Annotated in this window: 22 protein-coding genes and 2 pseudogenes; 6 read left to right on the forward strand and 18 right to left on the reverse strand. The window is 60.4% G+C overall.

All coding sequences use genetic code 11. From position 1 onward, the window contains the following. Positions 1 to 253: 253 nt before the first annotated feature. Entirely contained in the window at positions 254 to 2,143 is a 1,890-nt protein-coding gene (locus ACM62R_RS06170) for a type II toxin-antitoxin system HipA family toxin (RefSeq protein WP_415183180.1), read from the forward strand. Positions 2,144 to 2,231: 88 nt separating this feature from the next. Here the strand turns inward: ACM62R_RS06170 and ACM62R_RS06175 are convergent, their stop codons facing one another. Then, positions 2,232 to 2,552, reverse strand: a complete 321-nt coding sequence (locus ACM62R_RS06175; protein WP_415183181.1) for a Mu transposase C-terminal domain-containing protein — start codon at positions 2,550 to 2,552, stop codon at positions 2,232 to 2,234. Positions 2,553 to 2,752: 200 nt separating this feature from the next. On the opposite strand from ACM62R_RS06175, the pseudogene ACM62R_RS06180 reads away from it, so the two are divergent. Then, positions 2,753 to 3,352: pseudogene (locus ACM62R_RS06180) on the forward strand (IS5 family transposase); the annotation flags it as partial. A 96-nt stretch (positions 3,353 to 3,448) separates the two neighbouring features. On the opposite strand, the gene ACM62R_RS06185 reads toward ACM62R_RS06180, so the two are convergent. From ACM62R_RS06185 to ACM62R_RS06205, 5 genes are all read right to left on the reverse strand, one after another. Then, a complete protein-coding gene (locus tag ACM62R_RS06185; RefSeq protein WP_415183182.1) occupies positions 3,449 to 4,756 on the reverse strand; it encodes an NAD(P)/FAD-dependent oxidoreductase in 1,308 nt (435 codons plus the stop codon). A gap of 6 nt (positions 4,757 to 4,762) precedes the next feature. After that, positions 4,763 to 5,527 carry an amino acid ABC transporter ATP-binding protein gene (locus ACM62R_RS06190; RefSeq protein ID WP_415183218.1) on the reverse strand — a complete coding sequence of 255 codons (765 nt, stop codon included), beginning with the start codon at positions 5,525 to 5,527 and terminating at the stop codon, positions 4,763 to 4,765. Further along, positions 5,527 to 6,447: an amino acid ABC transporter permease gene (locus ACM62R_RS06195; RefSeq protein ID WP_415183219.1), complete on the reverse strand. Its 921-nt coding sequence runs from the start codon at positions 6,445 to 6,447 to the stop codon at positions 5,527 to 5,529. Before ACM62R_RS06195 ends, ACM62R_RS06190 begins: the two co-directional genes overlap by 1 nt. A gap of 64 nt (positions 6,448 to 6,511) precedes the next feature. Continuing rightward, complete coding sequence (locus ACM62R_RS06200; protein ID WP_415183183.1) at positions 6,512 to 7,402, reverse strand: ABC transporter substrate-binding protein; 891 nt, start codon at positions 7,400 to 7,402, stop codon at positions 6,512 to 6,514. Between the two features lie 83 nt (positions 7,403 to 7,485). Continuing rightward, positions 7,486 to 8,982 carry an aldehyde dehydrogenase gene (locus tag ACM62R_RS06205; RefSeq protein WP_415183184.1) on the reverse strand — a complete coding sequence of 499 codons (1,497 nt, stop codon included), beginning with the start codon at positions 8,980 to 8,982 and terminating at the stop codon, positions 7,486 to 7,488. Between the two features lie 250 nt (positions 8,983 to 9,232). Here ACM62R_RS06205 and ACM62R_RS06210 point away from each other — a divergent pair, with 250 nt between their 5' ends. From ACM62R_RS06210 to ACM62R_RS06225, 4 genes are read left to right on the forward strand one after another with little or no spacing between them, the layout of a single operon-like run. Continuing rightward, positions 9,233 to 10,003: a UTRA domain-containing protein gene (locus ACM62R_RS06210; RefSeq protein ID WP_415183185.1), complete on the forward strand. Its 771-nt coding sequence runs from the start codon at positions 9,233 to 9,235 to the stop codon at positions 10,001 to 10,003. Next, positions 10,000 to 11,319: a UbiD family decarboxylase gene (locus ACM62R_RS06215; protein WP_415183186.1), complete on the forward strand. Its 1,320-nt coding sequence runs from the start codon at positions 10,000 to 10,002 to the stop codon at positions 11,317 to 11,319. Before ACM62R_RS06210 ends, ACM62R_RS06215 begins: the two co-directional genes overlap by 4 nt. Then, positions 11,316 to 11,927 (forward strand): UbiX family flavin prenyltransferase, encoded by a 612-nt coding sequence (locus tag ACM62R_RS06220; protein WP_415183187.1) that lies wholly within the window; start codon positions 11,316 to 11,318, stop codon positions 11,925 to 11,927. Before ACM62R_RS06215 ends, ACM62R_RS06220 begins: the two co-directional genes overlap by 4 nt. Before the next feature lie 14 nt (positions 11,928 to 11,941). Then, positions 11,942 to 12,457: a TIGR02444 family protein gene (locus ACM62R_RS06225; RefSeq protein WP_415183188.1), complete on the forward strand. Its 516-nt coding sequence runs from the start codon at positions 11,942 to 11,944 to the stop codon at positions 12,455 to 12,457. A 53-nt stretch (positions 12,458 to 12,510) separates the two neighbouring features. Here ACM62R_RS06225 and ACM62R_RS06230 read toward each other — a convergent pair. The 12 genes and pseudogenes from ACM62R_RS06230 to ACM62R_RS06285 form a co-directional block, all read right to left on the reverse strand. Next, positions 12,511 to 12,903: pseudogene (locus ACM62R_RS06230) on the reverse strand (transposase); the annotation flags it as partial. A 545-nt stretch (positions 12,904 to 13,448) separates the two neighbouring features. Next, on the reverse strand, positions 13,449 to 13,895 hold the full coding sequence (locus tag ACM62R_RS06235; RefSeq protein ID WP_415183189.1) for an acyl-CoA thioesterase: 447 nt from the start codon (positions 13,893 to 13,895) through the stop codon (positions 13,449 to 13,451). After that, complete coding sequence (locus ACM62R_RS06240; protein WP_415183190.1) at positions 13,889 to 15,043, reverse strand: iron-containing alcohol dehydrogenase; 1,155 nt, start codon at positions 15,041 to 15,043, stop codon at positions 13,889 to 13,891. Before ACM62R_RS06240 ends, ACM62R_RS06235 begins: the two co-directional genes overlap by 7 nt. Further along, a complete protein-coding gene (locus tag ACM62R_RS06245) occupies positions 15,040 to 15,678 on the reverse strand; it encodes a TetR/AcrR family transcriptional regulator (RefSeq protein ID WP_415183191.1) in 639 nt (212 codons plus the stop codon). Before ACM62R_RS06245 ends, ACM62R_RS06240 begins: the two co-directional genes overlap by 4 nt. A gap of 24 nt (positions 15,679 to 15,702) precedes the next feature. Then, positions 15,703 to 16,461: an enoyl-CoA hydratase/isomerase family protein gene (locus ACM62R_RS06250; protein ID WP_415183192.1), complete on the reverse strand. Its 759-nt coding sequence runs from the start codon at positions 16,459 to 16,461 to the stop codon at positions 15,703 to 15,705. Further along, positions 16,458 to 17,258, reverse strand: coding sequence for an enoyl-CoA hydratase/isomerase family protein (locus ACM62R_RS06255; protein ID WP_415183193.1), 801 nt, complete (start codon positions 17,256 to 17,258; stop codon positions 16,458 to 16,460). The genes ACM62R_RS06250 and ACM62R_RS06255 overlap by 4 nt, the downstream gene beginning before the upstream one ends. A gap of 13 nt (positions 17,259 to 17,271) precedes the next feature. Next, a complete protein-coding gene (locus tag ACM62R_RS06260; protein WP_415183194.1) occupies positions 17,272 to 18,663 on the reverse strand; it encodes an aldehyde dehydrogenase family protein in 1,392 nt (463 codons plus the stop codon). Then, on the reverse strand, positions 18,660 to 20,138 hold the full coding sequence (locus ACM62R_RS06265; RefSeq protein ID WP_415183195.1) for an FGGY family carbohydrate kinase: 1,479 nt from the start codon (positions 20,136 to 20,138) through the stop codon (positions 18,660 to 18,662). Before ACM62R_RS06265 ends, ACM62R_RS06260 begins: the two co-directional genes overlap by 4 nt. Next, the gene (locus tag ACM62R_RS06270) at positions 20,108 to 21,640 is read right to left on the reverse strand and encodes an FAD-binding oxidoreductase (protein WP_415183196.1); all 1,533 of its coding nucleotides are present in this window, start codon (positions 21,638 to 21,640) and stop codon (positions 20,108 to 20,110) included. Before ACM62R_RS06270 ends, ACM62R_RS06265 begins: the two co-directional genes overlap by 31 nt. A gap of 11 nt (positions 21,641 to 21,651) precedes the next feature. Continuing rightward, a complete protein-coding gene (locus ACM62R_RS06275) occupies positions 21,652 to 23,343 on the reverse strand; it encodes an FAD-dependent oxidoreductase (protein WP_415183197.1) in 1,692 nt (563 codons plus the stop codon). Then, positions 23,340 to 24,431 (reverse strand): ABC transporter ATP-binding protein, encoded by a 1,092-nt coding sequence (locus ACM62R_RS06280; RefSeq protein WP_415183198.1) that lies wholly within the window; start codon positions 24,429 to 24,431, stop codon positions 23,340 to 23,342. The genes ACM62R_RS06275 and ACM62R_RS06280 overlap by 4 nt, the downstream gene beginning before the upstream one ends. Beyond that, on the reverse strand, positions 24,431 to 26,077 hold the full coding sequence (locus tag ACM62R_RS06285; protein WP_415183199.1) for an ABC transporter permease subunit: 1,647 nt from the start codon (positions 26,075 to 26,077) through the stop codon (positions 24,431 to 24,433). Before ACM62R_RS06285 ends, ACM62R_RS06280 begins: the two co-directional genes overlap by 1 nt. Between the last annotated feature and the right edge of the window lie 115 nt (positions 26,078 to 26,192).

Genomic DNA, 26,192 nt, shown 5'->3' on the forward strand with positions numbered 1-26,192 from the left:
CAAAGCCGCGCCGGGGACCCCAAAAACCGTCTTCGATGAATAAGCCGGGCTTAAACAACTCTGGCAGACAGGCTCAGCCCGCTGCCTCAGCGTGACAAAGCCGTAAAATGCGGCACAGCGATCTCAACCTTCAACAGAGCCGCTCGGTTGTGATTTTGGTGAGTGCTGTTAAGTGTCGTTGGTCTCCCGAAAAGAATTGTCAGCCTTAACTTTCACGCATGTCATGTGCGAGATAGTTTGGGTCTCTTGACACATGTCATGGGGCAGTCTAACTATCTCGCATCTCAAGTGCGTGAAGGTTGTAATTTTGCTTTATCTCATCGGTGAAAATCTCGACAAGACCCGCGCTCACTACCGAGCTGAGACTGGGAAACTTATTCAGCTTATGCGCGGCATTTATGTCGACACTGACGCCGATATCGATGCAATTGTTCTGCGCAGTGCAGTGCGGATTGCACATTACCTCTATCCAAAGGCGTATCTTTCGGCAGCCAGCGCCAATTTGCTGGCACCCACGCGAGATGGCCGCTTGTTCATCAGCGGGAAACGCAATCAGCGTACTAGGATCAGGTCTCTGGAGATCATCCAGAACGTAGCGCCAGATCAGCCTGCGGTCGCGACAGCCATTGTCGATGACGGAGCAGGGGAATTCCAGATCGCCGTCTCGTCGATGCGGCAGCGATTTCTTGAAGCTTTTCGGCAGCGTAGTGAGCACGCCAGTGCGATCGATGAAGGGATGCGCACCGAGATCGCCGCGCGTCTTATCGAAGAATATGGCAGCCCATCTGCCGCCGCAGATGCGGTTTGGGCGCTTGCGCGCGCAAACAAATGGTACCGCGAGGGGGAGCAGACAGAGCGGTATTTGTTACGTTCTGCTGTTGCGGTGGATGTTCGCAACGAAGCAGCACTTTCGTTCTTGGTTGCTTGGCATGGTCAAATTGTCGGTCAACTTAGTCATGATGGTTTTGAATGGCGATGGCAGCCACAAGACAAATTCAATTTGCCGCTCGTGCAGCAGCGGGTTCCGGGCCAGCTACCCCCCTTCATACTGTCACTGTTGCCTGAGGGTTGGCTAGAGAAGGTTCTCAAAGACAACGACGAGCGGGCAATGCTGCGCTCGGGCAAACGATATATGTCCAACATTACGATCAGCGAAGACGCAGCCGAGCTCGCATCGCTCCCCGCAGACACGCTGGCCGTGTCGTTATCCCGATATACCCACAACGGTGTGTTTGCCGGAAGCTATGCAGGCCCGGGGCGCGGCAAGCTTGAAGCAGATTTCGAGGCGGGGCTGGCCCGACTTTATGAGCGGGCGGACACACCGCGCCTGTCTGGCGTCCAGATCAAGGCGCCGATGTATTTGGCGCAGGGTGGCCAATTGTCGCCGAGCACGGGCTTGCCGTTCACTCACATTTTGAAGCCGGCGGGAACCAGCGGATTTCAGGCGCTTCCCGTGATCGAATATCTTGCCATGTCTCTTGGCCGTGCGTCAGGGTTGGAGACACCTGACATCGCTTTGGTCGCAATGCCGGATGACATGCCCCCGGCCTTGCTGGTCGAGCGATTCGATATTCGCACATCGTCCGAGGATGAACGCCGCTTTGCTTTGGAGGATCTTTGTTCGGTTCTCGATCTGCCCCCAGATGCGAAGTATGATGGAACTATCGAGAGGATAACTCGTGCTGTTCGGCCGCTGTCGACATCTGCCGGGGCAGATCTGCTGTTAGTCATCAAGCGCGCACTATTCGCTTGGTTGATCGGCGACGGCGATATGCACCTGAAGAATTTGGCACTCCTAAAGATTGCCGGTCCTGCTGCGGATCGCTTCAGCACAATCCGGCTCGCGCCGCTCTATGATGCGGTCACGACGAGGGTCTTCCCGAGTCTTGAACAAGATCGCATGGCCCTGAAACTGAACGGCAAAGACGATCGCTTGCGACGTCGTGATTTCATGCAGGTGGCGGCGATCGCCGGCTTGGCTACAACCGGTGTGGGCGAAGAGATCGACTATTTCTTGCAGCGCTTCTCCGAAGCCATAGACGGGGTTTCTGTGCCTGATCTTCCCGGCACGGACCGTGATATCCAGGAGCGAGCAGAGGCGATGGTTGCCATTTGCAGGGAGCGGGTTGCGGCATTCACCTAAATATAGCGACTTTGTATTAGGGGCTGTTGACGTTCATCTTGACGCAATCAAAGCAGCGGCCAGGTTCCAACTGGCTGTGTAGCTGCAATCAGTTTGGCGCAATTCTACATTCAGCGAGTATCAGTTCATTTGTGCCCACCTTTCCCATGGCCCATGCCTTTTGCATGGCCTCGCGGTATTCCCAAAGCGACACCTGCGAGATTTCCAGATTGCGATACCGCGCCTCAACGCAGCGACCGCCGTCCAGTTCAACCCAAATCACTGAAAGGTCGCCGGGATCGTAGCGGACGACCCCCCTTCGGTCTTTGCGGGCAACGTACCCTGCAAGCGCATCAGACCAATATCGGCGGTCGAACAGATGGATGCCATCGCGCCGAACCTGCCGCTGCTCACTCGGCAAAAAACTCACCCGAAACGCCTCCAAGTCGAAGGGGATGTCGCCCACTATTCCATCGGCGAGCGCTTCCCACTTGGCGACAGGTGTGCAGCCCAGGCTCGAATGAATGCTGTTGTTGTAGCGGCAAATCTCTAAGAGGCTGATCGGAAATGAGTTGAGTGAATTCAGAAGGTTGTGATTCTGTTCGGTTGCAAAGCTAAACGGAGATCGCGATGGCCTGGACTGAACTCACCCGCGCGCAACATAAGCGTAAGACCAAGCGCTATCCAAGCGATTTGACGCCGGAGGAATGGGCAGTTGTTCGCCCGCAGCTACCCTGTCACAATCGCCGTGGGCGTCCGCGACAGGTGGGGTTGCGCCGGGTCTGGGATGCGATCCAGTATATCGCGGTGGCGGGATGCGCGTGGTCCCTCTTGCCCAAGGATTTCCCGCCGGTCTCGACCCTACGCTATTATTTCTATCGGTGGCGCGCCAATGGCCTCCTTGCCGAGATCAATCGGGCGCTGGTCGCGGCAGCGCGCCTCGCGGCAGGACGGGATATTCAACCGAGCGGTGGCGTGATTGACAGCCAAAGCGTAAAAACCTTTGAAAACACGTCACTTTCCGGGTTCGACGCAGGCAAGTGGATCAAGGGTCGAAAGCGCCACATCATCACCGATACCTGCGGCAACCTGATCGCGTGCGAAGTCCACACAGCCAACATTCAGGATCGGGATGGCGCGCCCGGAGTCTTTGCCAAGCTCCGCCGTGAGGCCCCGAGATTACGTCACATATTTGCGGATGGCGGCTATGCTGGACCGAAGCTGCGCGGTGTTGAAGCTCTGTTGATGGCATAGATACCCATGACAGAGAGCTATGCGTGCAGCCGGGGCGCGTCAATAACCTGACAAAGCCCCCGTTTATGGTCGTCAACGTGAGAATGTCATTCGCCCCGCTCTCTCAAATCTGTCCGGGGAGAGTTGACTGATATCTACGCATGGCGGTTGAGCCCGCATCATTTGTGACAGGACTTTACCCACCATTGGCCCCAGCCCAAAGCCGTGACCGCTGAAGCCCGTGGCAATCAGCAGGCCACTGACCTTTGTTGACGCCCCAATTGCCGGGACCAGGTCAGGCAGCGTGTCGATATACCCCGCCCAACTCGCCCTGACCCCCAGCCCAGCAAAGGGAGGAAGAAAATGCCCGACTTCATTCAACGCCTGCTGGATACGCTTGCTATTCGGCGGCACATTTTCGCTTGTTGGGGCGATGTCGGCCAGCGGCGGCGGCGCATTGCGGGACAGCAATTTTCGAAAAGGTGAAAGATAGTTTATCCGAGAGGATTCAGGCTGCTCGCGTCTGAGTTTCAGATACCACCGGGCATAGCGAATGGAGTCCCACCTTATATCATATTCGCCGCCTGCCACCGAAAGCACCAGCGCCCCATCCGCACTTTGCCGGACGCCCGTCATCGGGCAAGACAGGCAGTACGGGAATGGCTCGGCGAGAGGCTCTGTCTTGACCACGGTAGCGCGAATGATCTCTTGTGGTAGCAAGATGCCCAGTGGCCGCACCAGCGCGGCAGTGTTTGCCCCTGCGGCACAAACCACCGTCTCGGCGCGAAACAATCTGCCGCCGGACCAGACGCCGATAACCTGACCCGCCGCTGTCTCCAGTTTTGAGACCCGGCTGCCCAATATCACCTCAGCACCATGCTCAAGCGCGGCGTCAAAAAATGCCCGTGTCGCACGGCCCGGCTCTGCACGCCCATCAGATGCGGTGAACATCGCCCCTTTGACACCAACCCCCGGCGCCAGATGCGGCAGCTTTGCCATGATTTGCGAAGCATCAAGCGTCACCGTGTCCAAGCCGTAAGGCCGGGCTTCGCTTTGCCATGCTGCGTGCTGCTCCCTTTCGGCATCGGTCATGGCCAGCGCAATATTGCCGCCCTGGAACCACCCCACGTTTCGGCCAAGATCCCGTTCAAGACCCTCCCAAAGCTTCAATGCACCCATGGCAAGCGGCAATTCGCGAAAATCGCGCGCCTGCTGGCGCACAAAGCCAAGATTGCGCCCCGATTGCCCCGACCCTGGCGTGTCCCGTTCAAATAAAAGCACGCGAAGCCCAGACTTGGCCGCGTAATAAGCAGCCGAGCAGCCAACTATACCGCCGCCAACAATTATGACATCCCAGGTGTCTGTCAGCACCGTCGATCTTATGCCGCTGCCCTGTGCCATCTGACGTCAATGAACCTTGGACAGGAAGGCGCGTGTCCGTTCAAGGCTGGGATTGTCCAGCACCTCGCTGGGCGGGCCACATTCGACAATTCTGCCATCAGCCATGAATGCGACGCGGTGGCAAACATTTCTGGCGAAAGCCATTTCATGTGTCACGATCATCATCGTCATGCCGTCGGCCGCCAGTTTACCCATGACATCCAGCACCTCTCCTACCAGTTCGGGGTCAAGCGCACTAGTAGGCTCATCGAACAGGATCAGCTTGGGCTTCATGGCCAGCGCCCGGGCAATAGCAACACGCTGCTGTTGACCGCCTGACAGCATTCGCGGGTAAGTTTTCAGTTTTTCGGCCAAACCTACCCGTTCAAGAATGCTGCTGGCATGATCTATCGCCTCTGCACGCGTCACCCCAAGCACATGAACCGGCGCCTCGATGACATTCTCAAGAACGGTCTTGTGCCCGAAAAGATTGAAATTCTGGAACACCATGCCAATCCTGGCGCGCTGCCTCGCGATCAGGCGTTCGGGTAGCTCATAGGCAAGGTTATGGCTGCGTCGATACCCAATCAGTTCTCCATCAACCGTAATGCTGCCGCTTTCGATCCTCTCGAGATGATTGACGCAACGCAGCAGCGTCGACTTGCCCGAGCCCGAAGGGCCAATCAGGCTAAGAACCTCGCCGGAGCTGACCTCCAGATCGATATCCTTGAGGACGGGAACCGCACCGTAACTTTTGCAGACGCGATCAAACACGACCATCGAATGTGACATCATTGGGCCCCCTTGGTCAGACCCAGCAGGCGGCGGAACGTCTGGGGGTTGGGTTGATGGTGTGAACGACCATAATGCTGCTCAATCCGACTTTGTATCACGCTCAGAACTGTGGTCGCCGCCAGATACCAAAGACAGGCAACAATCAGCAGCGGAATGGTCTGGAAATTGCGCGAATAGATGGTCTGCGCCGAATAAAGTAGGTCTGACAACGCAATCACACTAACCAAGGACGAGGTTTTCAGCATTCCGATGGTCTGGTTGCCGGTCGGGGGAATGATGACTGGCATGGCTTGGGGTAACACGATGCGCCAAAGAGCCTTGCCATTCGTCATGCCAAGCGATTTCGCCGCATTCCGCTGCCCCGGATCAACCGCCGTAAGGCCACTGCGGATGATTTCGGACATATAGGCACCCTCGTTTAGGCCCAAGCCAAGTATGGCCGCCATCACCGGCGAGATCGCATCGTTGGTCGGAATCGAAATCCAGAACGATGTGAATGGAATACCGATTGAAAGGTTCGGAAATAGCGCGCCCAGATTATACCAGAAAATCAACTGGACCAGCACCGGGGTGCCGCGAAAGAACCAGATATAGGACTTGGCGATAAGTGAGATGACGCCGTTCGATGACATCGTCATGACCGCGCAGAACGTGCCCAGGACAATCCCGATCAACATCGTAACCGCTGTCAGCCAGAGGGTCAGGAAAAGGCCCGAAAGGATACGCTGATCAAACAGGTATGTGCCGATGATCGGCCAGCCGAAGTTCGGATTATCAGCGATGGACCCCACAAAGGACGCAATAACCACCAGAAGAACGACCGCCGTCACCTTTCGCCCCCAGGCGCGGTTTGGAACGTAGGTCAGGGTCTGGCGGGTCGCTTCAGGGCTGCGGGTCTTGTTCGACTGGTTGTCCATATCCACTCCGAGTAACGCGGCAGGATGAGGGGCCGACAGATTTCCCGCCGGCCCTGTCCAGATCTTACTGCGGCAATCCACTGGTTGCCTGATTGATAACCGGCTCATGTTCCATACGCATTGGGGTGACATCCCATTTGCTGTAGATCGCGTCGTATGTGCCGTCGGCCATGACTTCTTTCAGCGCCGCCAGCAGCGCCTCTCCAAGATCATCTTCGCCTTTGCGGAAAACGATCCCGCTGGGCAGGCGCGGCAAGACATCCACGGCAACAACACGGATCGGATGCGGTGCGTTTTGCATGATTTCACGGGCAGAAGCAGCCGACGTCAGAACAAAATCCGCACGCGCGGAATAAAGTGACAACAAGACTGCATCCGATGTCCCATATTCTGAAACGGTCGGTGCTTCCTTGCCGTTTTCCTTACAGCTGTCTGCAAGAAGACCGGTAATCATATCGACCCACTCCGTCCCGCTCTGGGCACTTCCGCGTAGCCCGCAAAGATCAAGATAACTGTCACCTACAGTCTTGTTGTCCGCCAGGACGTAAGCAGACGACGTCGTATAGCCATAGGTGACAAAGTTGACGACCTCTTCGCGCACCGGGTTATCGGTGATCCCTTCCATCGCAATATCCCAACGGCCTGACTGCACCCCGGGAATAAGAGAGTCGAACGCGACGGATGTCACGTCCATTTTCACGCCCAGTTGCTTTGCAATGGCATCCCACAAGTCGACCTCAAAGCCGACCATTTCGCCGGAATCATCAATGTACTGGAACGGCGGATATTTGGCATCCGTCACCAGTTTAATTGCGCCCGCTTCCCGATACTTCGCCGGAAGCTTGTCTGCGGCCGCTTCTGCGAACGCAGCGCCTCCGCCGAGCGTAAGGCACAATGTTGCGGCTGCGGCACGCGCGAAACATGCTCTGCCAAGCTTGATTTTTACTATTTTCATTGTCTTCCTCCCTGTTGATCTGGCTTAGAAAAGATTTCCCCGACAATTTGCAGTGTCTTGAATGCACTGCTCCGGCGATCAGGTCATCCGATCACAAACGGATTTGCGATTTCTTCGGCGGTCGAGATCCACACCGCCTTGGTTTGAAGATACTCGCGGATCCCTTCGATGCCGTTTTCACGGCCGATCCCGCTTTGCTTGTAGCCGCCAAAGGGGGTCGTATAAGAAATGTCGCGGTAGGTATTGATCCAGACGCTGCCGGCCTGCAATCGGTCCGACATCCGCAACGCAAGTTTCATGTCTGATGTCCAAACCCCGGCGGCCAGGCCGAATTCGCTGTCATTGGCAATGGCTATCGCTTCTTCTGGCTCATCGAAGACAATCGTTGACAGAACCGGCCCGAAGACCTCTTCACGCGCAATGCGCATTTCATTGTGAACGCCAGTAAAGATCGTGGGCTCTACAAAGAAGCCTCTGGCGCACTCGTCATGTTCAGGCCGCTTGCCGCCTAGCACCAGATCGGCACCTTCGTTCTGCGCGATCCTTACATAGTCAAGCACGCGTTCATATTGCATCTGGTTGGCGATGGGCCCGATCTGCGTGCGTTCGTTGCGCGGGTCGCCGACACGCGCGGCTTTGGTAAACGCCGTAAGCCGATCCACAAACTCATCATGCACCTTTCGGTGCAGCAACAAACGCGAACCGGCAATACAAGTCTGCCCAGTGGCACCGAAAATTCCGCCCACCACGCCGCGCACGGCATTGTCCAGATTGGCATCGGAAAAGACGATGTTCGGAGATTTTCCGCCCAACTCAAGGCTTGCCCTTTTGACGTCCTTCGCCGCCAGCGAATACAGATACGCCCCAGTTGCGGTAGAACCAGTAAATCCAAGATGCCGCGTCAGCGGATGGGTAACCAGCGGCTCACCCACCTCCTTGCCATAGCCGGTCACGACGTTGACGACGCCCGGCGGAAAGCCCGCCTCCTCAACCAACTCCATCAGCTTGAGCGCAGTGGCAGAGGTATGTTCGGCAGGCTTCATGACAAGCGTATTGCCCGCCGCCAATGCCGGTGCCGCCTTCAGCGAGAACAACAGCAACGGAGCATTCCACGGCACGATACCAACACAGACCCCAAGCGGCTCTGACCGGGAAAAACTGAGGGCCGGCTTGTCACAGGGGTGAACAACCCCCTCGATCTTGTCGGCCAGACCGGCATAATAATAATACCACTTTGCCACATAGCGGATCTGATGGCGCATTTCGGCCAACAACCGGCCATTGTCCCGCACCTCGATCTCGGCCAGTTCGTCCGCGTGCTTTTCAATCAGCGTCCCCAGCCGATGGATAATCACACCGCGATCCGATGGATGCATACGCCCCCAAGGACCGTCACGGAAGGCCGCGTCAGCAGCGCGAATGGCGCGGTCTGCGTCTTGCGCATTGCCGCGCGGCACTAGGGCCCAAGGCTTGGCGGTGAACGGGTCGACCGACTCGATATACTCGCCCCCCGATGGCGCGACCCATTCGCCGCCGATGTACATTTGCAGCTTGGTCAGCTCGCCGGTTTCGACCATCATTCTTGCCTTCCTAACTCTACTCCAACGCCTCCTAACGCTGCCGCGTTTGAGGCCAGGACGCCCATTCCGATCATGGGTTGGTTGCATCAAGTGGATCTTTCCTTCATACAACTAATGATATTGTTATCTTATGTGTCAACATATTTCTTTTCCAGTATTTAGAACTTATCTATGCCAGCAAGGCTATAGACAGCTATAAAATACCGATGTAGTTATCAAATAATGATATCATTAGTTCAGGAGAAGCTTTGTGACCCGCACGCCCGAGCCGCTCTACAGCCAAGTAAAAACCGCCATTGAAGACCGAATCGACCGCCAGGATTGGCGTGCAGATTTCAAGGTTCCGAGCGAAGAGGCCCTGTCCGTCGAATTCAACGTCTCACACCTGACCGTGCGTCGGGCGCTGCGGGAACTTCAGGCAGAGGGCGTACTTGTACGGATCCGGGGACGTGGTACATTTGTCGTCGGACCAAAGATGCAATGCGCGGTTTTCGGGCTGGAAGACGTTTCGGAAGAGATCGAGGCGAACGGCGGCGTGCATACCAGCCAGATCATCACGCTCTGCGCACTTGAGCCCGAAACTCAGCTTGCAAAACTTTTGCCTGTCGCTGGCGGCACCGTCTTTTATTCGCGGATACTGCACCTCGAAGACGGAACCCCAATCCAGTTGGAGGATCGTTTTATCAATGCGGCGGTCGCGCCGGGATACCTTGACCAAGACTTCACCCAGACCACGACCCACGCCTACCTGCTGCGCGAAACCAAGGTATCCTTTGTCGACAATACCATTCGTGCCATCCGCCCGGACGCCGAAGCGCAGCGGCTTTTGCAGATCGACGCCACCCACCCCTGCCTGCTGATCAATCGGCAAACCTGGCACAACGATATTCCGGTTACCCGAAGTCGATTTCTTTACCCTGGGGACCGTTACCGCCTATCCAGCGCGCATGAGGCCACGGCCAATACGTCGATGATCATGCCGCCATCACGCAATTCAACCCCATCGAGGAGACAATCATGAGAGATTTTGTTGCCCGTCTGCACGAGCGTGGAGATCTGATGGTGGTCGACAAGGAGGTCGATCCCTTCCACGAACTGGCCGCCGTGACCCATGCGGCACAAAAGCGTTGGGGCAAGCCGATCCTTTTCACCAACGTGAAAGGCACCAAGTTTCCAGTCGTGACAAATGTCTACGGCTCGCGCGAACGTCTGGCCGAGGTTATCGGCATCGATGCCACCGATTTCTGCCGCCAGTGGAGCAATCTGGCAAACCTTGGTCAAGGCAGCGGCGAGCCCTTCGTGAAGGTCGAAGATGAGCAGTTGATAGAATGCAAACTGTCCGACCTGCCGCTGATCACCTATTCGGATCGCGATGCGGCCCCCTATTTCACCTCTGCGATGTTCATCGCCAAAGATCCCGAGACCGGTGTCGGCAACCTGTCCTACCACCGCTCAATGTTCGTGAATGACAATGAGTTGCGGTGCCGCCTTGCGCCGCGCCACCACCTGACCATGTACCATGAAAAGGCTGAGAAGATGGGCCAGCCGCTTGAAGCGGCAATGCTGATCGGGGCGCCTGCCACATCGTTTCTAACGGCTGCGGCCCCCCTGCCCTACGACGTGGACGAGCTTGAGGTCGCGGCACGTCTGAAGGGTTCGCCCCTGCCGATGCGCAAATGCCGCCATATCGATCTCGAAGTTCCGGCCGAAACCGAGATTGTCATCGAAGGTCGTTTTCTTCCTAATGAACGCCGCCTTGAAGGACCTTTCGGTGAATTCATGGGCTATTACGTCCCTGAAGGGCCCAATGCCGTGTTCGAGGTTCTAGGTGTTACCGTACGGCCCAACGCAATGTTCCACAGCATTCTTTGCGGATCATCCGAAGAGGTTCTGACACTCGAACTGTCAGTTTCCGCCAATATCTTCCAGCGTCTCAGCGCCGCCCTGCCCGGTATCCTGAACGTCACCTGTCAGCCATTCGTCAACCATGCGATCGTCCAGATCGACCCGCAGTTTGAAGGCCATGCCCGTCAGGTCATGCTGGCCACGATCGGCGCCGAACCGATCTGGGCCAAGATAATCACGGTGGTGGATGCCGATGTTGACATCTACGATATGGACGATGTCATGTGGGCAACCCTGACCCGCTGCCGGCCGGACAAGGATATGCTAATCATCCCCGAAACTCCCTCGTTCTACCGCGATGAACAAAAAGACCACTGGGGGCGGTTGCTGGTTGATGCGACCAAACCCTTCGGCCGCGAAAAAGAGTTTGAGCGCAAGAAAATCCGATTGGCAGACAAGATCAAGTTGTCAGATTGGTTCGGCACAGAATGAAGATGATACCAAAGCACCCCCCGCGCATCATCGTCGGAATCAGTGGCGCCTCCGGCGCGATTTACGGTGTGCGCGCGCTGGAGCATCTAAGCCGACTCGGCGTGGAAACTCATCTGGTGATCACCCGCTCGGCGCATCTGACAATTGCGCAAGAACTGGACATGCGCCCCACCGATCTGGAAGAAAAAGCCAGTGTCGTCCACAATGCCAAAGACATCGGCGCAACCATCGCCAGCGGATCGTTTCAGACGCTCGGAATGTTGATTGCGCCCTGTTCTGTCCGCACCATGTCTGAAATCGCCACCGGGGTAACTTCGACCCTGATCAGCCGTGCCGCCGACGTCGTTCTCAAGGAACGGCGGCGGCTGGTGCTGATGCTGCGGGAAACACCGCTGCATCTTGGCCATCTGCGCACGATGACATCAGTCACTGAAATGGGCGCAATCATCATGCCGCCCGTACCAGCCCTGTACACCAGACCGGCCACGATTGACGAAATGGTGGATTACACTGTCGGCCGCGCACTTGATCTGTTTGGGATAGACATGGGCGGGATGCCGCGCTGGCAGGGTATCAGCCAAGAGATGCAAAAGCAGGACGCCCCGTGAAAGAGGAGCCACGATTGACCCTTGATTTGGAAAACCCCGCCTGGGCCTTCACGCTGGATCTCTACGCACGTCCCGGCGTGTCAGACGCCTGTCTGACCCTACAAGATCAGGCCGAGGCTGACATCGTCGCACTCTTCATGGTGATTTACGCCTGGTCGAAACTCAAGATAGCGCTGACGGCTGCTGAAATCGACGGGTTGCACGGCAATATGAAGATCTGGCGTGAAGCAACGGTCTTGCCATTGCGGCACATCCGCCGCGCCCTCAAACCGCCGCAACCCGGCATCTCGCAAGAGATAAAGGAAATTCTGCGCGATCAGGTCAAACGGGCCGAACTTCTGGCGGAGCAGATACAGATTGCCATGGCCGAAGATTGGCTGAAACGCCATCCGTCATCGGGGCATTATTCCGACCTCATGCCAATCCTGATTACCCTGCTCACGCGATCACAGGGTACCCTGGTGCCGGAAAGCTGTGTGCAGGCGATTACCACGATCATCCAGAATACTCATGAAATGACCCCATCGTAGCGTTTCAAACGGTTTAGTTACTATCGTCCAACTGTCAGACGGAATTAACGATTTCAATCTGTTACAAGGAGCCGGGTTACGCGCCGGATATGGGCGATCAGCAGCCAAGCCTCGGCGCTTTCGATAGGTTTCTCCCAGTCCTTTGCCAACCGACGGCAGCGATCAAGCCATGCGAAGGTGCGTTCCACGACCCATCTGCGTGGCATCACCTCGAAGCTCTTGGCGGTGTCTGAGAGCTTGGCGATCTGCAGCGTCCGGCGCCCACAGCTTACGAGGGCATCCTGCGGCTTCGGTCCGGCATAACCGCCCTCCGCGAACATACAGCGCATTTTCGGTGCCTCGCGGCGGAGCCTGGCAAAGACCCCGGGCGCACCGTCACGATCCTGAATATTGGCCGTATGAATCTTGCAGGCGATCAGCTTGCCGCAGGTATCGGTGATGATGTGTAATGGCCCGGTTGAGGCCGCCAGGCCGCCCCATGGCAGGCGGCCTCAACCGGGCCATTACGATCAAATCGCTTGGATAGCGCTTCGTATTGCGCCTATGCTGCGCGCGAGGGAATTCGGTTTAGGCCATCGTGATCTCCCATCAGTTTCGCAACCGAACAGAATCACAACCTCCTGAATTTGCTCAACTCATTTCCAATCAGGCTCTGAGACTGAGAACGGTGGTGCGGAAGTGTGCCATACAAGTGACGTAATAGCCCGTGAATGGCTAGCCGAGGCCATTCGGGCGCAATGGTTCTATCGCGGTGTTTGTCAAAGGTGTTGTCCGGCGATTTCGGAGACGCTAGTTTCGTGTTCCGGGTTGAGCCAGACGGGTACGGCGGGTTGCTAGCTGCGGGTTTTGCCTGATGTCGCGTTGCGCTTAACTCTGAGACGCAGCGCGTTCAGCGTCGATTTTTACCTTTAACGATGAGATTCGGTAGTCCTTGGCAAGGCGTTTGGGCCAGTTGGTATTCCCTTTTACCTGATCCGTCTGGTCGCGGCGGTCACGGCTTGGGATCACCGTGCAACACCGCAAGCGCCGCGTGCAACCCTTCGGGAATGGCCAAGGGACGGCCCGTGGCGCGGCTGGTGTTGACGTGGATCAGATAGCCCACTGCAGCCGCCTGATCTTCATCCTCACGAAACATCGCCAGATCGTAGCGCACCGACGAGCGACCCAGATGCGCGACCCGCAACCCAAGGGTAACGCGGTCCGGGTAGCGGATTTCGGCCAGGTATCGGCAGCCGGTCTCAACGACGACAAAGCGGGTCGGGTCATCGGGCAACTGATCCGTGCCCAGATCCGCCAAGGTGCGGTTGACGATGGTATCGAAAAACTGGAAATGCACCGCGTTGTTCATATGACCAAAGGCATCGTTATCGATCCAGCGGGTCGACATTTCACGCAGGATACCAAAGCCCTGCCGCTGCTGGGGAATGCTGGCTACCATGCCGCTTGGTAAATGCCCAAGGCATCGTCCAGGGTCAGCGCGCGCGGATTGTTGACCAGTAGCCGGGTCTGCTTCATCGCATCTGCGGCCATTGCGGCAAGGGCATCTTGCCCGATCCCCACATCGCGCAACCGCTGCGGCAGCCCGCATCTGTGCGACAGCGCGGCAAGCGCGTCGGCAAAGACAAAGGCGGCATCGGGGGCCAAAGAGTCCATCCCCTCAAACAGGATCGGCGCGATCCTTGCATAGGCTTCGGGGTGCGTTGCGGCGTTGAAGCGTATCACATGCGGCAGCACCAGCGCGTTCGACAGGCCATGCGGCACCTTGAACATCCCGCCAATCGGATAGGCCAGCGCATGCACCGCCGCCACCGGCGAATTGGCAAACGCCTGCCCGGCCAGAAGCGAGCCAAGCAACATATCCGATCGCGCCTGAATGTTTGCGGGTTCGTGCACCGCCGTTTCCAGCGCGGCCCCCATCAGCCGCAGCGCCTCAAGCGCCAGCGCGCGCGACACCGGGTTATTGTTGGGGCTGGCCGAGCAATAGGCCTCGATCGCGTGGACCATCGCGTCGATGCCGGTCGCAGCAGTTACCGGGGCCGGAAGGCCCAGCGTCAGATCCGGGTCCAGCACCGCGATATCAGGCAGCAGCACCGGGCTGACCACGCCGGATTTTTCCTGCCCGCCGGTGGTGACAATTGAAATGGGCGTCGCCTCGGACCCGGTTCCGGCGGTGGTTGGCACCAGAACCAGCGGCAGGCGGCCACCACGCAGATTGCCAACCCCATAGCTGGCCCGCAGATCTGATCCGCCGGTTGCCAGCGCCGCACATAGCTTGGCGACATCCAGCGACGATCCACCCCCCAGCCCCAAAACGCCCGTGGCGCCAAAGCTGCGCGTAGCCGCCTCGGCGGCAAGCACCAGTGCCTCGGTTGGGTCTGCCATCACCTCTGCGAAAACCGCCGTAGCAACGCCCGCACGTTCAAGCGCGGCGCAGGCCCGTGCCGCCATACCGCAGCGCACGATGCCCGCGTCGGTCACGACCATCACCCGCGGCCCCAGCGTCGCGGCGGCAACCTCGTCCAGCCGGTCCAGCAGGCCCGCGCCAAAGCGGATCGACGGGGTGGTGTTGAAGACAAAAGGTGTCACGTTGTTTCGCCCCATTCTTCCTTGCCACCGGGTTTTGCGCCAATGCCGTCGAAAAGCGCCTCGAACTGGCGGGCGACGCGGTCGTCCAGCTCAGCCACGTCGATGCCCAGATCGCGCGCGAATATTTCACGAAACAGCGCATAGCCATAGACCGAGGCGGCATAGGCCGTGTGCAGCGCCGGCAGGTCGTCGATATCGCCGACCAACCCCAGCGCCCGGTCACGCTCCAACTGCAACAGGGTGGTTTCGGCATTGGGCATCAGCCGCGGTGATTTTGACCCGTCCAGATGCAAAAGCGTCGTCAGTTGCAAGGACCGCTCGCCCACCAGCAAGGATCGCAGCGCATGAACGACCCGCGCGCCCAGCTTCATCGGCGTGGTGGGGGTGCGGGTCTGCACCTGTTTCTTGTCCAGTTCGCGCCTGATCGCTGACCGCAGCAAACCGCGCCGCGACCCGAAGTGATGATAGACAAGGCTGCGGTTGACCCCCGCAGCCTTGGCCACCTCATTCAGGTTGATCCCCGCCAACACGCCTTGTTCGGCAAGCAGTGCAAGAACGGCATCCTCAACCTTCTCGACGGTCTCGGCGGCGTCAGCGCGACCTGCTTTGTTGGGCTGGCGGGTGGAGGTATTCATGCTGTTTGGCTTTCCTTGGGTGGATCAAAGACCCTTGAATTTCTCACGAACGTTTACACCACGCAACGGGCCCAGCAAAAGGGCGCCGTCAAGATCCTCGATGTTGCCAAAGGACGCACGCGCCGCAATCGCGCGGAACTGGCGTTTGGTCAGGAACAGCGCCTCGGGGTCAATCGTCAAAAGCTGCGCAACCCGTGCGGCCACCGCCCCGGCCAGATCGTCAGCCGGGAACGCCGCAGCGCATAGCCCCGCCTGCACCGATTGGGCGCCCGACAGCTCTTCGAACTCGGCCAGCATTGCCCAGGCGCGGGTGGTGCCGACCAGTTCAATCAGCCGATAAAGCGCGCCCCACCCCAGCGGCAGCGCCAGCTTCAGTTCGGGCAGCGACAGTTTCGCATCCTCGGCCACAAAGCGCATGTCGCAGCACATACCCATGACCAGCCCACCACCAACCACATGGCCATGAAGCTGCGCAATGGTCAGCGCGTTGGTCCCCATCAGCGCACGTTTCAGGGCAATGCCCACCTCGATCGCGTGTTGGGCAAGCCCTTCGTCTTTCTCGGCGCTGCTGAAGCCGGGGTATTTCTTCCGGTCAGCGCCCGCGCAGAAAGACCGCCCTTCGCCGCGCAGCACAATGATCCGCGCGCCTTTGGCATCGGCCGCCTGGAAGGCGGCGGCGACCTCGGTCAGGGCCTCGTAGGTCATGGCGTTCAGGGCTTCGGGGCGGTTCAGGCTAACGGTGGCAACGGTGCCTTCGGTGTTCCAGCTCAGATCAATGCTCATGTCGCGCTCCAGTTCGGTTTGCGTTTTTCGGTGAAGGCCAGGGCGGCCTCTGTGCCGTCTTTGGTGGCGACCATGGCGCTGTGGCGCGCGGCTTCGCGGTCAAGCGCCTCGGCAAAGCCGATCTCATCAGCATCATTCAGGTTGCGCTTGATCAGCGGCAGCGCCAGCGGCGCGGCGGCGGCAAGGTCGCGGGCAATCCCGATCACGACGGGCAGCAGGTTCTCGGCCTCTTCAATCCCCGAGATCAGGCCAATCTCCAGCGCCTGCGCGGCATCAATGGGTTGCGAGCGCAGATAAAGTTCGCGCGCACGCCCTGCCCCAACGATGCGCGGCAAAAGCCAGGTGCCGCCGAAATCGCCCGAAAGGGCGGCGTTGCGGAACGCGGTGGCAAAGCGCGCGTGTTTTGCCGCATAGCGCAGGTCCGTGGCACAGGCCCAGGAAAACCCCGCCCCTGCACAGGCACCATTGATCGCGGAAATGGTGATCTTTGGCATATCGCGCAGCAGTTGCGAGGTGCGCATGTAGGTGCGCAGCCGCCGCGTCTGCGAGGCAAGCGGCCCGTCACCCGCCACAGCCCCCCCCGGCCCGCGCTTCAGATCACCCCCCGCGCAAAAGGCGCGGCCCGCGCCGGTCACGATCAGCACGCGGATCGCATCATCATTGGCGACGGCTTCCAGCGTGGACAGTACCTCCTCCAGAAAGTCGGGGGTCATGGTGTTCATCGCGTCGGGCCGGTTCAGCACCAGCTGCGCCACGCCATCTTCAACGGTTGTCAGCAGGCAATTCGGATCGCTCATGGTCATTGCTCCTTCATTTCTGGATGGATACGGGGCGCTGGAATTCGCGGATGCCAAACAGCCCCATTTCGCGGCTGCTGCCCGAATGGCCAAAACCGCCAAAGGGTGCACGCGGGTTGAAGGCGCCGCCGTTGATGTCAATTTGACCAGCCTTCAGCCGCGCGGCGATTGCATCCACACGGGCCTCATCGGCGCCCCAAAGTGCGGCGGCAATGCCGTAATCAGTGCCGTTGGCAAGGCGGATCAGGTCATCGTCATCGGTGTACCCCTGCACAACCAGCACCGGGCCAAAGACCTCGGACTGGACCAGTTCGGCACCGGGGTCGGCTGCCAGAAACACCGTCGGCTTGGTATAATAGCCCGTGTCCATCCCCTCGGGGCGACCGGGGCCACCCGTCAGGCAGGTCAGGCTTTGGTCATCCATCCCGCGCGCGATGAAACCCTGCACCCGGTCATACTGCGCCTGCGAAATCAGCGGCCCAAGCCGCGACACCATCCGCGCTGCCAGATCGGCAACCGTCTGCGCCGCCTCTTGCAGACGGTTGGCAGGCACCATAATACGGGTTAGCGCGTTGCAGGTCTGGCCGGTGTTCAACAGGCCGCCGTTGACGATGATTTTCAGCGCGCGTTCAAAGTCGGCGTCGTCCAGCACGATACCGGCCGATTTGCCGCCCAGTTCCAGAAAACAGGGCTTGTGCGCGCGGGCGGCGGCCTCGGCCACCGCGCGGCCCCCGTTGACGGACCCGGTAAAGGACACCGCATCAATGCCCGGATGTGCCACCAGTGCCGCGCCCGTGGTCGCATCGCCCGGCACCACATTGACCAGCCCCGCAGGCAGTGCCGCGGCCAGAATTTCCATCATCACTGCATTGGTTTGCGGCACCAGATCGCTGGGTTTCAGCACGACGGTACAGCCCGCCGCCAGTGCGGCCCCCACCTTGGCCATGGCCTGATGCAGCGGATAGTTCCACGGCGTAATCGCCGCGACCACCCCCAGGGGCCGATGCGTGACGGTGGAATGGCCGATGGTTTCAGACGCCATCGCCTGTTCCACATCTTCGGCGAAACCGCGCAGCACCCGCACAGGAAGGCCCGCCTGCACCGCAACAGAAATCTTTTCAGGCGTGCCGACTTCGGCGGTGATTGCGGCGGCAATATCGGCGGCGCGGGCCTCGATCGCGGCGGCAAGATCGTTCAGGGCCTTTCGTCGCTGGTCCAGCGTGCTGTGCTGCCATGCGCTCAGCGCCTGACGCGCCGCCGCAACCGCTGCGTCAATATCGGCGGGTTCGCAATGAACCGTCTCGCGGTCGATCTGGCCGGTGAAGGGGCTGGACAGGCTTTCGGTGCGGGTACCCGACACTTTGGTGATCTTGCCGTTCACTAGCAGTCCGTCATGACGTTTCATCTGGCATTCCTTTCGGTTGTTCGGATCTTGCGCCGCCGCTGATCCTCAAGGACCAGATCGACGGCATCGCGCCATAGGGCGCAGTCAGCAGGTTGCGTATCTTGCGGCGGCACCAGCAGTGCCGGGGCGGCAAGGGGAAGATCATGGCCAAGAGCTCGGTACGCCAGACGGGCGGCGCCTTGGGTCGTGGCCTCGGCCCCGGCTGCGCGTGACAGGGGGCGTTTCAGCGTGGCGGCCAGAATGGCGGTAAAGGCATGGCTGTTGGTCAGCCCGCCATCAAGGCTGATCGCGGTCAGTGGCACACCGCCCGCGCGTTCCAGCCGGTCGATGATATCGGCGGTGCCGGCAATGATCCCGTCCAGCGTCGCGCGCACCAGATCGCCGGGGCCAGTCGCGCCCGACAGGCCGAAGAACGCACCGCGCGCGTGGGGCTGCCAATGCGGCACGCCCAGCCCGTCAAGCGCCGCGACATAGGTTACCCCGCTCAGCTGCGCCGGATCAACCAGCCGGTCGATCGCGCCCGCCTCGGGCAAAACCCCCAGCCGGATCAGCCATTCAACCGAGCTTCCGGCGGACATCACCGCCGCTTCGGCACCATACATCACACCATCATTGGTGCTAAGCGCAATGTTGCCAAAGGCGTCGCGTGAATGCTGTGCAAGCGGTGCCGCGCCCAAAACCACATTCGCCACCCCCGAGGTGCCAAAGGTGATCTTTGCCGTTCCGGGCGCATCGCACCCCTGCCCCACCAACGATGCCTGCTGATCACCGATCAGCGCCAGAATGGGCGGACTGCCGGGAAGGGCTGTGGCGTTGGCACCCGTGTCGGTGCAAGGCACCGGACGTGCCAACAGCGCAGGCGCAATATCCAGCGCCTTGGCAAGGTCGTGGTCCCAATCCAGCGCGCCAATGTCAAACAGCCCCGAATGTGAGGCGTTGGTGTGGTCCGTCACATGCGCGCCACCCTCGGACAGGATCCAGACCAGCCATGTATCCAGCGTTCCGGCACGCAGTTGACCCGCCCGCGATCGGGTGCGGTCCGGGTCGCATTGGTCCAGCAGCCAGCGCCATTTGCTGGCCGAAAGACCGGGCAGAAACGCCACCCCTTGGGCGCGCAAGGCACGGTCAAGGTCGCGGGTACGGCCATCGGACCAGCTAAGGACCGGGCCTTGCACGGCGCCGGTCGCTGCATCCCAAAGCAGGGCCGTGGTGCGCTGATTGGCAATCGCAATGCCTGGCGGTTGCCAATCAGCGGCCAATGTGCGGGCCTCGTGCAGCAAAAGGGCTGCAAGCGCATCGCCATCCCATGACAGGCCCTGCGCATCGCGCCGTTCGGGCAGAGCCGCCCGGCGCAGGGCGCGCACCGCGCCTGTGCTGTCCACGATGGAACAGCGCAGGCTGGTGGTTCCCAGATCAATCACAAGAATGGGCGCGCGCTGCTGGCTCATTTCGGCATCGGCGCCTTGTCTTGCCATTCAGGCGTGGGCCCGAACGGGCTGGCCAGCCCCATCTTGCCGGGGTTCAGGATGCCCTTGGGGTCAAGGCTGCGCTTGACCTCGGCCAGCAGGTCCAGCCCGCTGCCCAACGCCTCTTGCATGAAGCGCGCCCGGCCCAAACCGATGCCGTGGTGGTGGCTAAGGTTGCCGCCGCCTGCCAAAACGGTGCGCGCGCCTGCATTCCAGACCTCGCGGTACCAGCGCGGACGATCCTCCAGTTCCGGGCGACCGCCGAACATGAAGTAAAGCCCCGCCCCACCCGGATAGGCATGCGAGATATGCGCCGTCGCCGTGCGGGTGCCCGGAACCGCCATCATCGCGGCGGTGGTATCGTGATAGATCTTCGCCAACTGCGACCACGGGGCGGTGATCTCCATCGTGTCAGGCGCGCGATCGACGATCAATTCGTCCAGCGCGTGAACGTTGTTGCGGGTGGACAGCCAACGGTTCACCAGATCGGCCCCCAGCGCCTCGCCGTCACATTCGGCGCGCACCACACGCATGATCCCCCCAACGATATCGGCCTCGCCCTCATCATGGATCAGCAGGACATGTTTGTCCTTGGTGCCAAAGTTGCGCCGCGACTCGGTCGCGTCGTAAAGGCGCACGACCGCAGGACGCGCCCCGCGGTGCGAGAACCGCTTGATCGCATTAACGCCCGCGTCAAAGCTGTCAAACGCCCAGGCCTCGCTTTCGCTATGGGGGGCAATTTTGTGGATGTTGAGCCGGGCTGACACGATCACCCCCAGCGTGCCCTCGGACCCGACGAAAAGCTGCGTCATGTCCGGGCCGGTGGCCGAGTGCGAATATTCGCTGGTTTCAATCACCCGGCCATCGGCCAGAACGGCGGTCACGCCGCGGGTGATGTCAGCCATGGTGCCGTAGCGCGTGGACATCTGGCCCGCACCGGAACAGGCAATCCAGCCGCCGATGGTCGACAGCGCGATGGACTGCGGCCAGTGGCCCGCCGTATGGCCGTGTTCCTGCAACGCCGCCTCGAACGTGTCGCCAAAGGTGCCGGCCAGAACGTCCACGGTCAGGTCATCGGCGCGCAGATCGGTGATGCCCGACAGTTTGGTCAGATCCAGCACGACCCCGCCAAAGACCGGCAGCGAATTGCCCAGCACGCCGCTGCGCCCACCGGCGGCGGTTACCGGAATACCCGCCTCATTGGCCAGCCGCAGCACCGCTGCAACCTCTTCGGTCGAGCCGGGCCGGACCACCGCAGCTGGTAGCCGCGCGACGCGCCCGCTCATTGCCCAGACCATTCCGAGGGGCCACCAGTCGCGGCCCCACTCCAGCCGGTCGCCATCATCGGTCGACACGTCGGGGCACACCGCTTCCAGTTTGCGCATGAAGGCATCGCTGACCGTCACAGCCTTGCCGCCAAGCGTTTCCTGAACCTTGGCACCGACCAGGCCCACGGCACCGGGAATAGGCGTCGGCGCACGGGCGGGAATGGCTATCGGAGTATGGGACATGTTGTTTCCTCTCATGAGCGGTCTTGCGCCCGGGTTGGGATGTCATGGGCAAGCACGCCCAATTCTCGGCGAAGGGTTGATTTCAGGGTTGCGGTCTCGGCGGTGATGCGGGCGGCGGGCCACCCTGCCAAAGCGCCAACCGTCGCGCCGATCCGGTCGGCGTCAGCCAGCACCGCGCGGCCATCGTAAAGCGCGATCCGGGTGCGGCGCAGCAGCGCGTCAGACAGGGAGGTCGCCATTTCGGCGTGCAGGCCCCAGACCGCCTCGGCGACGGTGGTTTCGCCCATCGCGGTCAGGGTCTGGTCCATGCCCGGCGCCAGCGACGCAAGCTGGCGGACCTGCACGGCACGGTCGCCATAGCGTTTGCCCAGCCGGTCGCCATCTTGCAAATGGCTGGCACCGGTGCTGTAGCCATGCAGCTTCAGGTTCCGGGTGCGGCAGCGGGCAGGCTTTCCCAGCGCGTTGCACACCGCATCCACCGTGCCTTCGGCCATTTCGCGGTAGGTTGTCAGCTTGCCACCCGTTACGGTGACAAGACCCTCAGCCTCAAGCGAGATGCTGTGTTTGCGTGACAGATCCGCGCTGCGGGCGCCTTTGCCCCCGGCAATCAGCGGCCGGAACCCGGCCCAACCGCCGGTAATGTCTTCGGGGGTGATCGGGCGTTTCAGGTGCCGGTTCACCCCGTCAAGGATATAGCCGACATCGGCTTCGGTGATTGTCGGCTGATCGACATCCGCGGGGTCTGTCGTCTCGGTCGAGCCGATATAGGCAAACGGTCCCTCATCCACCACCGAAACCGTGCGCCGGTCGCTGGCCACCGGCAGGCTGACGGCAATATCGTTGCCGGTCAGTGCGCGCGGCACAACGATATGGGTGCCTTTCGCGGGGGCCAGTTTGCGGTCACTGGCAATGCCCGCAACGCCCAGAAACTCTTGCGCCCAGATCCCGGTCGCATTGACGATCATCCGCGCCCGGACCTCGATCTGATTGCCGTCAACCTCGATCCGTGCGGTGCGCCCGCCCTTGGCAAAGTCTGACACACCAACACAGCGCGCATGGTTCAGCACCGCCGCGCCCTTGGTCGCCGCCGTGGCCAGCACCGCCAGAGTCAGCCGCGCATCATCGGCCCGCAGGTCGTGAAACAGATAGCCCGCGCCGATCCGGTCCATATCAAGCCCGGTCATATGCGCGCCAACCGCATCATGGCTAAGCCTGCGGTGGCGCCGGCCCAGACGCCAGGCGCCCGCGAACTGATAGCTCCACAAGGCACCGCCAAGCGCGCGCGACAGTTTCGGGTTGATCACGCCGCCCTTCAGGAACAGCGGAATCATGAAGGGCATCACCCGCACCAGATGCGGCGCATTACGTTGCAGCGCGTGGCGTTCGCGCAGGGATTCCCGCACCAGCGCCACATCGCCGGTTTGCAGATAACGAAAGCCGCCATGGATCATCTTTGACGACCGCGACGACGTGCCCGAGGCAAAATCGCCCTTGTCAATCAGTGCCACGCTAAGTCCGCGCGCCACCGCATCAAGCGCGACACCCGCCCCGGTAATGCCACCGCCAATCACCAGCACATCGAATTCGGCCGCCGCCATACGGTCGCGCTGTGCGGTGCGGTGCGCCAGCGGTTCTGACGCGGCCATCTGGGAAATGCGCGCCAGGATGGCGTTATCCGCCGGATGGGGCGCGGTCAGGGTCATGCCGGCACCTTGGCGACAATGCGCGTGGCGCTGCTATCCCAAACGAACCAGGCCTTCGCGCCAATCGTCAACGAGGGGTCCATCCGCCCGCCCCGCGCAATCAGCGTGGCACCCGTGGCATCCTCGGCCTCGACCCGGACGCTGGCCCCGGCAAAAACGATGTCGGAAATGGTTACCGGAACCGCGTTGTCAATTTCAGTGCCGGGGTCGGCAGGCAGAACCCGGATCCGTTCCGGGCGCGCCATGATTTTGACCGCGCCATCGGCTTCGCCGGGCAGCGGGGCATAGCGGCCACCTGCCTCGCTGGCGGTAACGACGCCACCCCGAACGGTGCAGGCGAAAATATTGGAATCGCCCAGAAATGTAGCCACGAATTCGCTTCCGGGGTTATTGTATAGCTGTTCGGGGGTGCCGATCTGTTCCACCGCGCCTTCGCGGAACACAACGATCCGGTCTGACAGGGTCAGGGCTTCGTCCTGATCGTGGGTCACGAAAATAATGGTGACGCCCAGTTCGCGGTGGATGCGGCGCAGCTCCATTTGCAGGGCCTCGCGCAGGCGCTTATCAAGCGCGCCAAGCGGTTCGTCCAGCAACAGCAACTTTGGTTCAAACACCACAGCCCGCGCCAGTGCCACACGCTGCTGTTGTCCACCCGAAAGCTGATGCGGGCGACGGTCGCCGTACGCCTCAAGATGGACCAGCTTCAGCACCTCATTGACGCGGCGGTCAATGGTGGCCTTGTCGGGGCGCGGCCGGCGCTGACGCAGCGGGAAGGCGATGTTTTCGCGCACCGTCTTGTGCGGAAACAGCGCGTAGTTCTGAAACACCACGCCGATGTCGCGTTTATGGGCCGGAACCGCGCCAAGGTCGCGCCCGTCCAACTGCATGACCCCGCCGTCATCCGGGTCGGCAAACCCGGCGATCAGGTTCAGCGTGGTGGTCTTGCCGGACCCGCTGGGGCCCAGAAAGGTGATGAATTCGCCGGGGGTTACGCTGAGGTTCACATCGGCCAGCACCTTCAGCCCGCCGTAGGATTTGCCCAGATCGCGCAGCTCAAGTCTCGCGCCTTTTGCGGTATCGGCAGCCATTAGCGGGCCCTCCTTTGATTGAAGATTGTGCTGAGGATCACAAGCAGCGCGGTCATCAGCAAAAGCATGGTCGATGCGGCGGCGATGGTCGGGTCAATGTCATTGGCGACCGAGCCATACATCTGCACCGGCAAGGTGCGCATACCACCGCCGCTGATGAACAGTGACACCACCACCTCATCGAACGAGATGACAAAGGCGAACAGCGCCCCCGTCAGCATGCCGGTGCGGATCAGCGGCAGGATGATCTGAAAGAACGTGGTCAGACGCGATGCCCCCAGGCTGGCCGCCGCCTGTTCATAGCGCGCGTCAAACTGTTCCAGCGTGGCGGCGATGGGAATGAAGGCGAAGGGCAGCGCCATGACCGTATGGGCAATGACAAAGCCGGTGACGGTAATGTTCAACTGCCAATCCAGAAACAGGCCATACATCGCCATGGCGATAATAACCCCCGGCACGATCCGCGGGGTCAGCACCAGCGCCCGAATCGTGGTCTTGAACCTGGCCGAGGCCCGGCGCAGCGCAAGCCCGGCAAAGACCGACAGCACGGTCGAAGACAGCGTCACCAGAACGGCCACCTCAATCGAGGTCATGAACGACCCCCACCACTGGCGGTTCTGAAAGAAATTCTCATACCATTTCCACGAAAACCCCTGCGGCGGAAAGGCAAAGCTGCGGTTTTCAGGAAAGCTGAGCGGAATGACGATCAGCCCCGGCACCAACAAAAGCAGTGCGACCAGCACCGCCCAGATCCAAAGCCACGGCGCAGGTTTGCCATCGGCTCCCTCTTCGGCGGAAAAGCGGCTGGTCGTGGCGCCGGTCACGTCAAACCGCAGCATCGTCGGCAGCACGACCAAAAGCGCCAGCAAAAGCATCACCACCGATGCGGCCGAGGCCAGGGGAATATCAAGGATGGTGTTGATCAGCGAATAGATCAGGTGCGACAGCAACTGGTTTGACGGCGACCCGACCAGACCGGGGATCACATAGAACCCCAGCGAGGTCACGAACACAATCACCGACCCACCGATCACACCGGGCATCGAAAGCGGAAACCAGATCGCGCGGAACGTGGTCCAGCGCGTCGCCCCAAGCGAGGTCGCCGCCCGCTCCAGCCGGGTGTCGATACCGGCCATGGCGCTGTAAAGCGGGAAGATCATGAAGGGCAGCATCACCTGCACCATTGCAATCGTCACACCGGTCGTCGTGCCGCGCAGCACAAGCCCGTCAAACCCCAGCCAATGTGCGGCCCGGTCGATGATACCGTTGCGCTGCAACAGCACGATCCAGGCAAAGCTGCGCACCATGACGCTGGTAAAGAACGACAGCAGTACGATACCGGTCAGAAACGCCAGCATCTTGCCCTTGGTCCGGGCCATCAGATAGGCGTAGGGATAGCCGATCAGCAGACACAACCCGGTGACGGCAAAGGCCACCACGATGGTGCGCACCACGATCCGAACATAGGTGTTGCTGGTGAAAAAGTTGATATACTCGCCTACCACGCCGCCCTCGCCGCCAAAGCTGTTGGCAAGCACCAGAATGACCGGCCAGGCGAAGAACACCGCAAGAAACAGTATGATCGGCAGCATCAGAAGCGCGGTCTGCCGGTTCGCTCCAGTCAGAAAGGCAAATGGGCCTCGCATGGCATTCTCCTGTTCGCGGGGGGGGGCGCGTTCGTTGAGTTTTGGCGAAATTTGGCGGTGGGGCTGACTGCGCGAAAAGGGCGCGCAGCCAGGGTTTTCAGAACTTCAGCCGGAC

It is taken from the genome of Phaeovulum sp. (genome assembly GCF_047638075.1).
Taxonomy (GTDB): domain Bacteria; phylum Pseudomonadota; class Alphaproteobacteria; order Rhodobacterales; family Rhodobacteraceae; genus UBA6197.

Excerpts from the sequence above, each read along its gene's own strand:
- ACM62R_RS06215 (WP_415183186.1), top strand. The coding sequence starts at position 10,000 with ATGAGAGATTTTGTTGCCCGTCTGCACGAGCGTGGAGATCTGATGGTG.
- ACM62R_RS06255 (WP_415183193.1), bottom strand. The coding sequence starts at position 17,258 with ATGAGCGATCCGAATTGCCTGCTGACAACCGTTGAAGATGGCGTGGCG.
- ACM62R_RS06190 (WP_415183218.1), bottom strand. The coding sequence starts at position 5,527 with ATGTCACATTCGATGGTCGTGTTTGATCGCGTCTGCAAAAGTTACGGT.
- ACM62R_RS06245 (WP_415183191.1), bottom strand. The coding sequence starts at position 15,678 with ATGAATACCTCCACCCGCCAGCCCAACAAAGCAGGTCGCGCTGACGCC.
- ACM62R_RS06270 (WP_415183196.1), bottom strand. The coding sequence starts at position 21,640 with ATGTCCCATACTCCGATAGCCATTCCCGCCCGTGCGCCGACGCCTATT.
- ACM62R_RS06185 (WP_415183182.1), bottom strand. The coding sequence starts at position 4,756 with ATGGCACAGGGCAGCGGCATAAGATCGACGGTGCTGACAGACACCTGG.
- ACM62R_RS06170 (WP_415183180.1), top strand. The coding sequence starts at position 254 with ATGTCATGGGGCAGTCTAACTATCTCGCATCTCAAGTGCGTGAAGGTT.
- ACM62R_RS06200 (WP_415183183.1), bottom strand. The coding sequence starts at position 7,402 with ATGAAAATAGTAAAAATCAAGCTTGGCAGAGCATGTTTCGCGCGTGCC.
- ACM62R_RS06265 (WP_415183195.1), bottom strand. The coding sequence starts at position 20,138 with ATGGCAAGACAAGGCGCCGATGCCGAAATGAGCCAGCAGCGCGCGCCC.
- ACM62R_RS06275 (WP_415183197.1), bottom strand. The coding sequence starts at position 23,343 with ATGACCCTGACCGCGCCCCATCCGGCGGATAACGCCATCCTGGCGCGC.
- ACM62R_RS06260 (WP_415183194.1), bottom strand. The coding sequence starts at position 18,663 with ATGAAACGTCATGACGGACTGCTAGTGAACGGCAAGATCACCAAAGTG.
- ACM62R_RS06195 (WP_415183219.1), bottom strand. The coding sequence starts at position 6,447 with ATGGACAACCAGTCGAACAAGACCCGCAGCCCTGAAGCGACCCGCCAG.
- ACM62R_RS06285 (WP_415183199.1), bottom strand. The coding sequence starts at position 26,077 with ATGCGAGGCCCATTTGCCTTTCTGACTGGAGCGAACCGGCAGACCGCG.
- ACM62R_RS06235 (WP_415183189.1), bottom strand. The coding sequence starts at position 13,895 with ATGGTAGCCAGCATTCCCCAGCAGCGGCAGGGCTTTGGTATCCTGCGT.
- ACM62R_RS06205 (WP_415183184.1), bottom strand. The coding sequence starts at position 8,982 with ATGATGGTCGAAACCGGCGAGCTGACCAAGCTGCAAATGTACATCGGC.
- ACM62R_RS06280 (WP_415183198.1), bottom strand. The coding sequence starts at position 24,431 with ATGGCTGCCGATACCGCAAAAGGCGCGAGACTTGAGCTGCGCGATCTG.
- ACM62R_RS06220 (WP_415183187.1), top strand. The coding sequence starts at position 11,316 with ATGAAGATGATACCAAAGCACCCCCCGCGCATCATCGTCGGAATCAGT.
- ACM62R_RS06250 (WP_415183192.1), bottom strand. The coding sequence starts at position 16,461 with ATGAGCATTGATCTGAGCTGGAACACCGAAGGCACCGTTGCCACCGTT.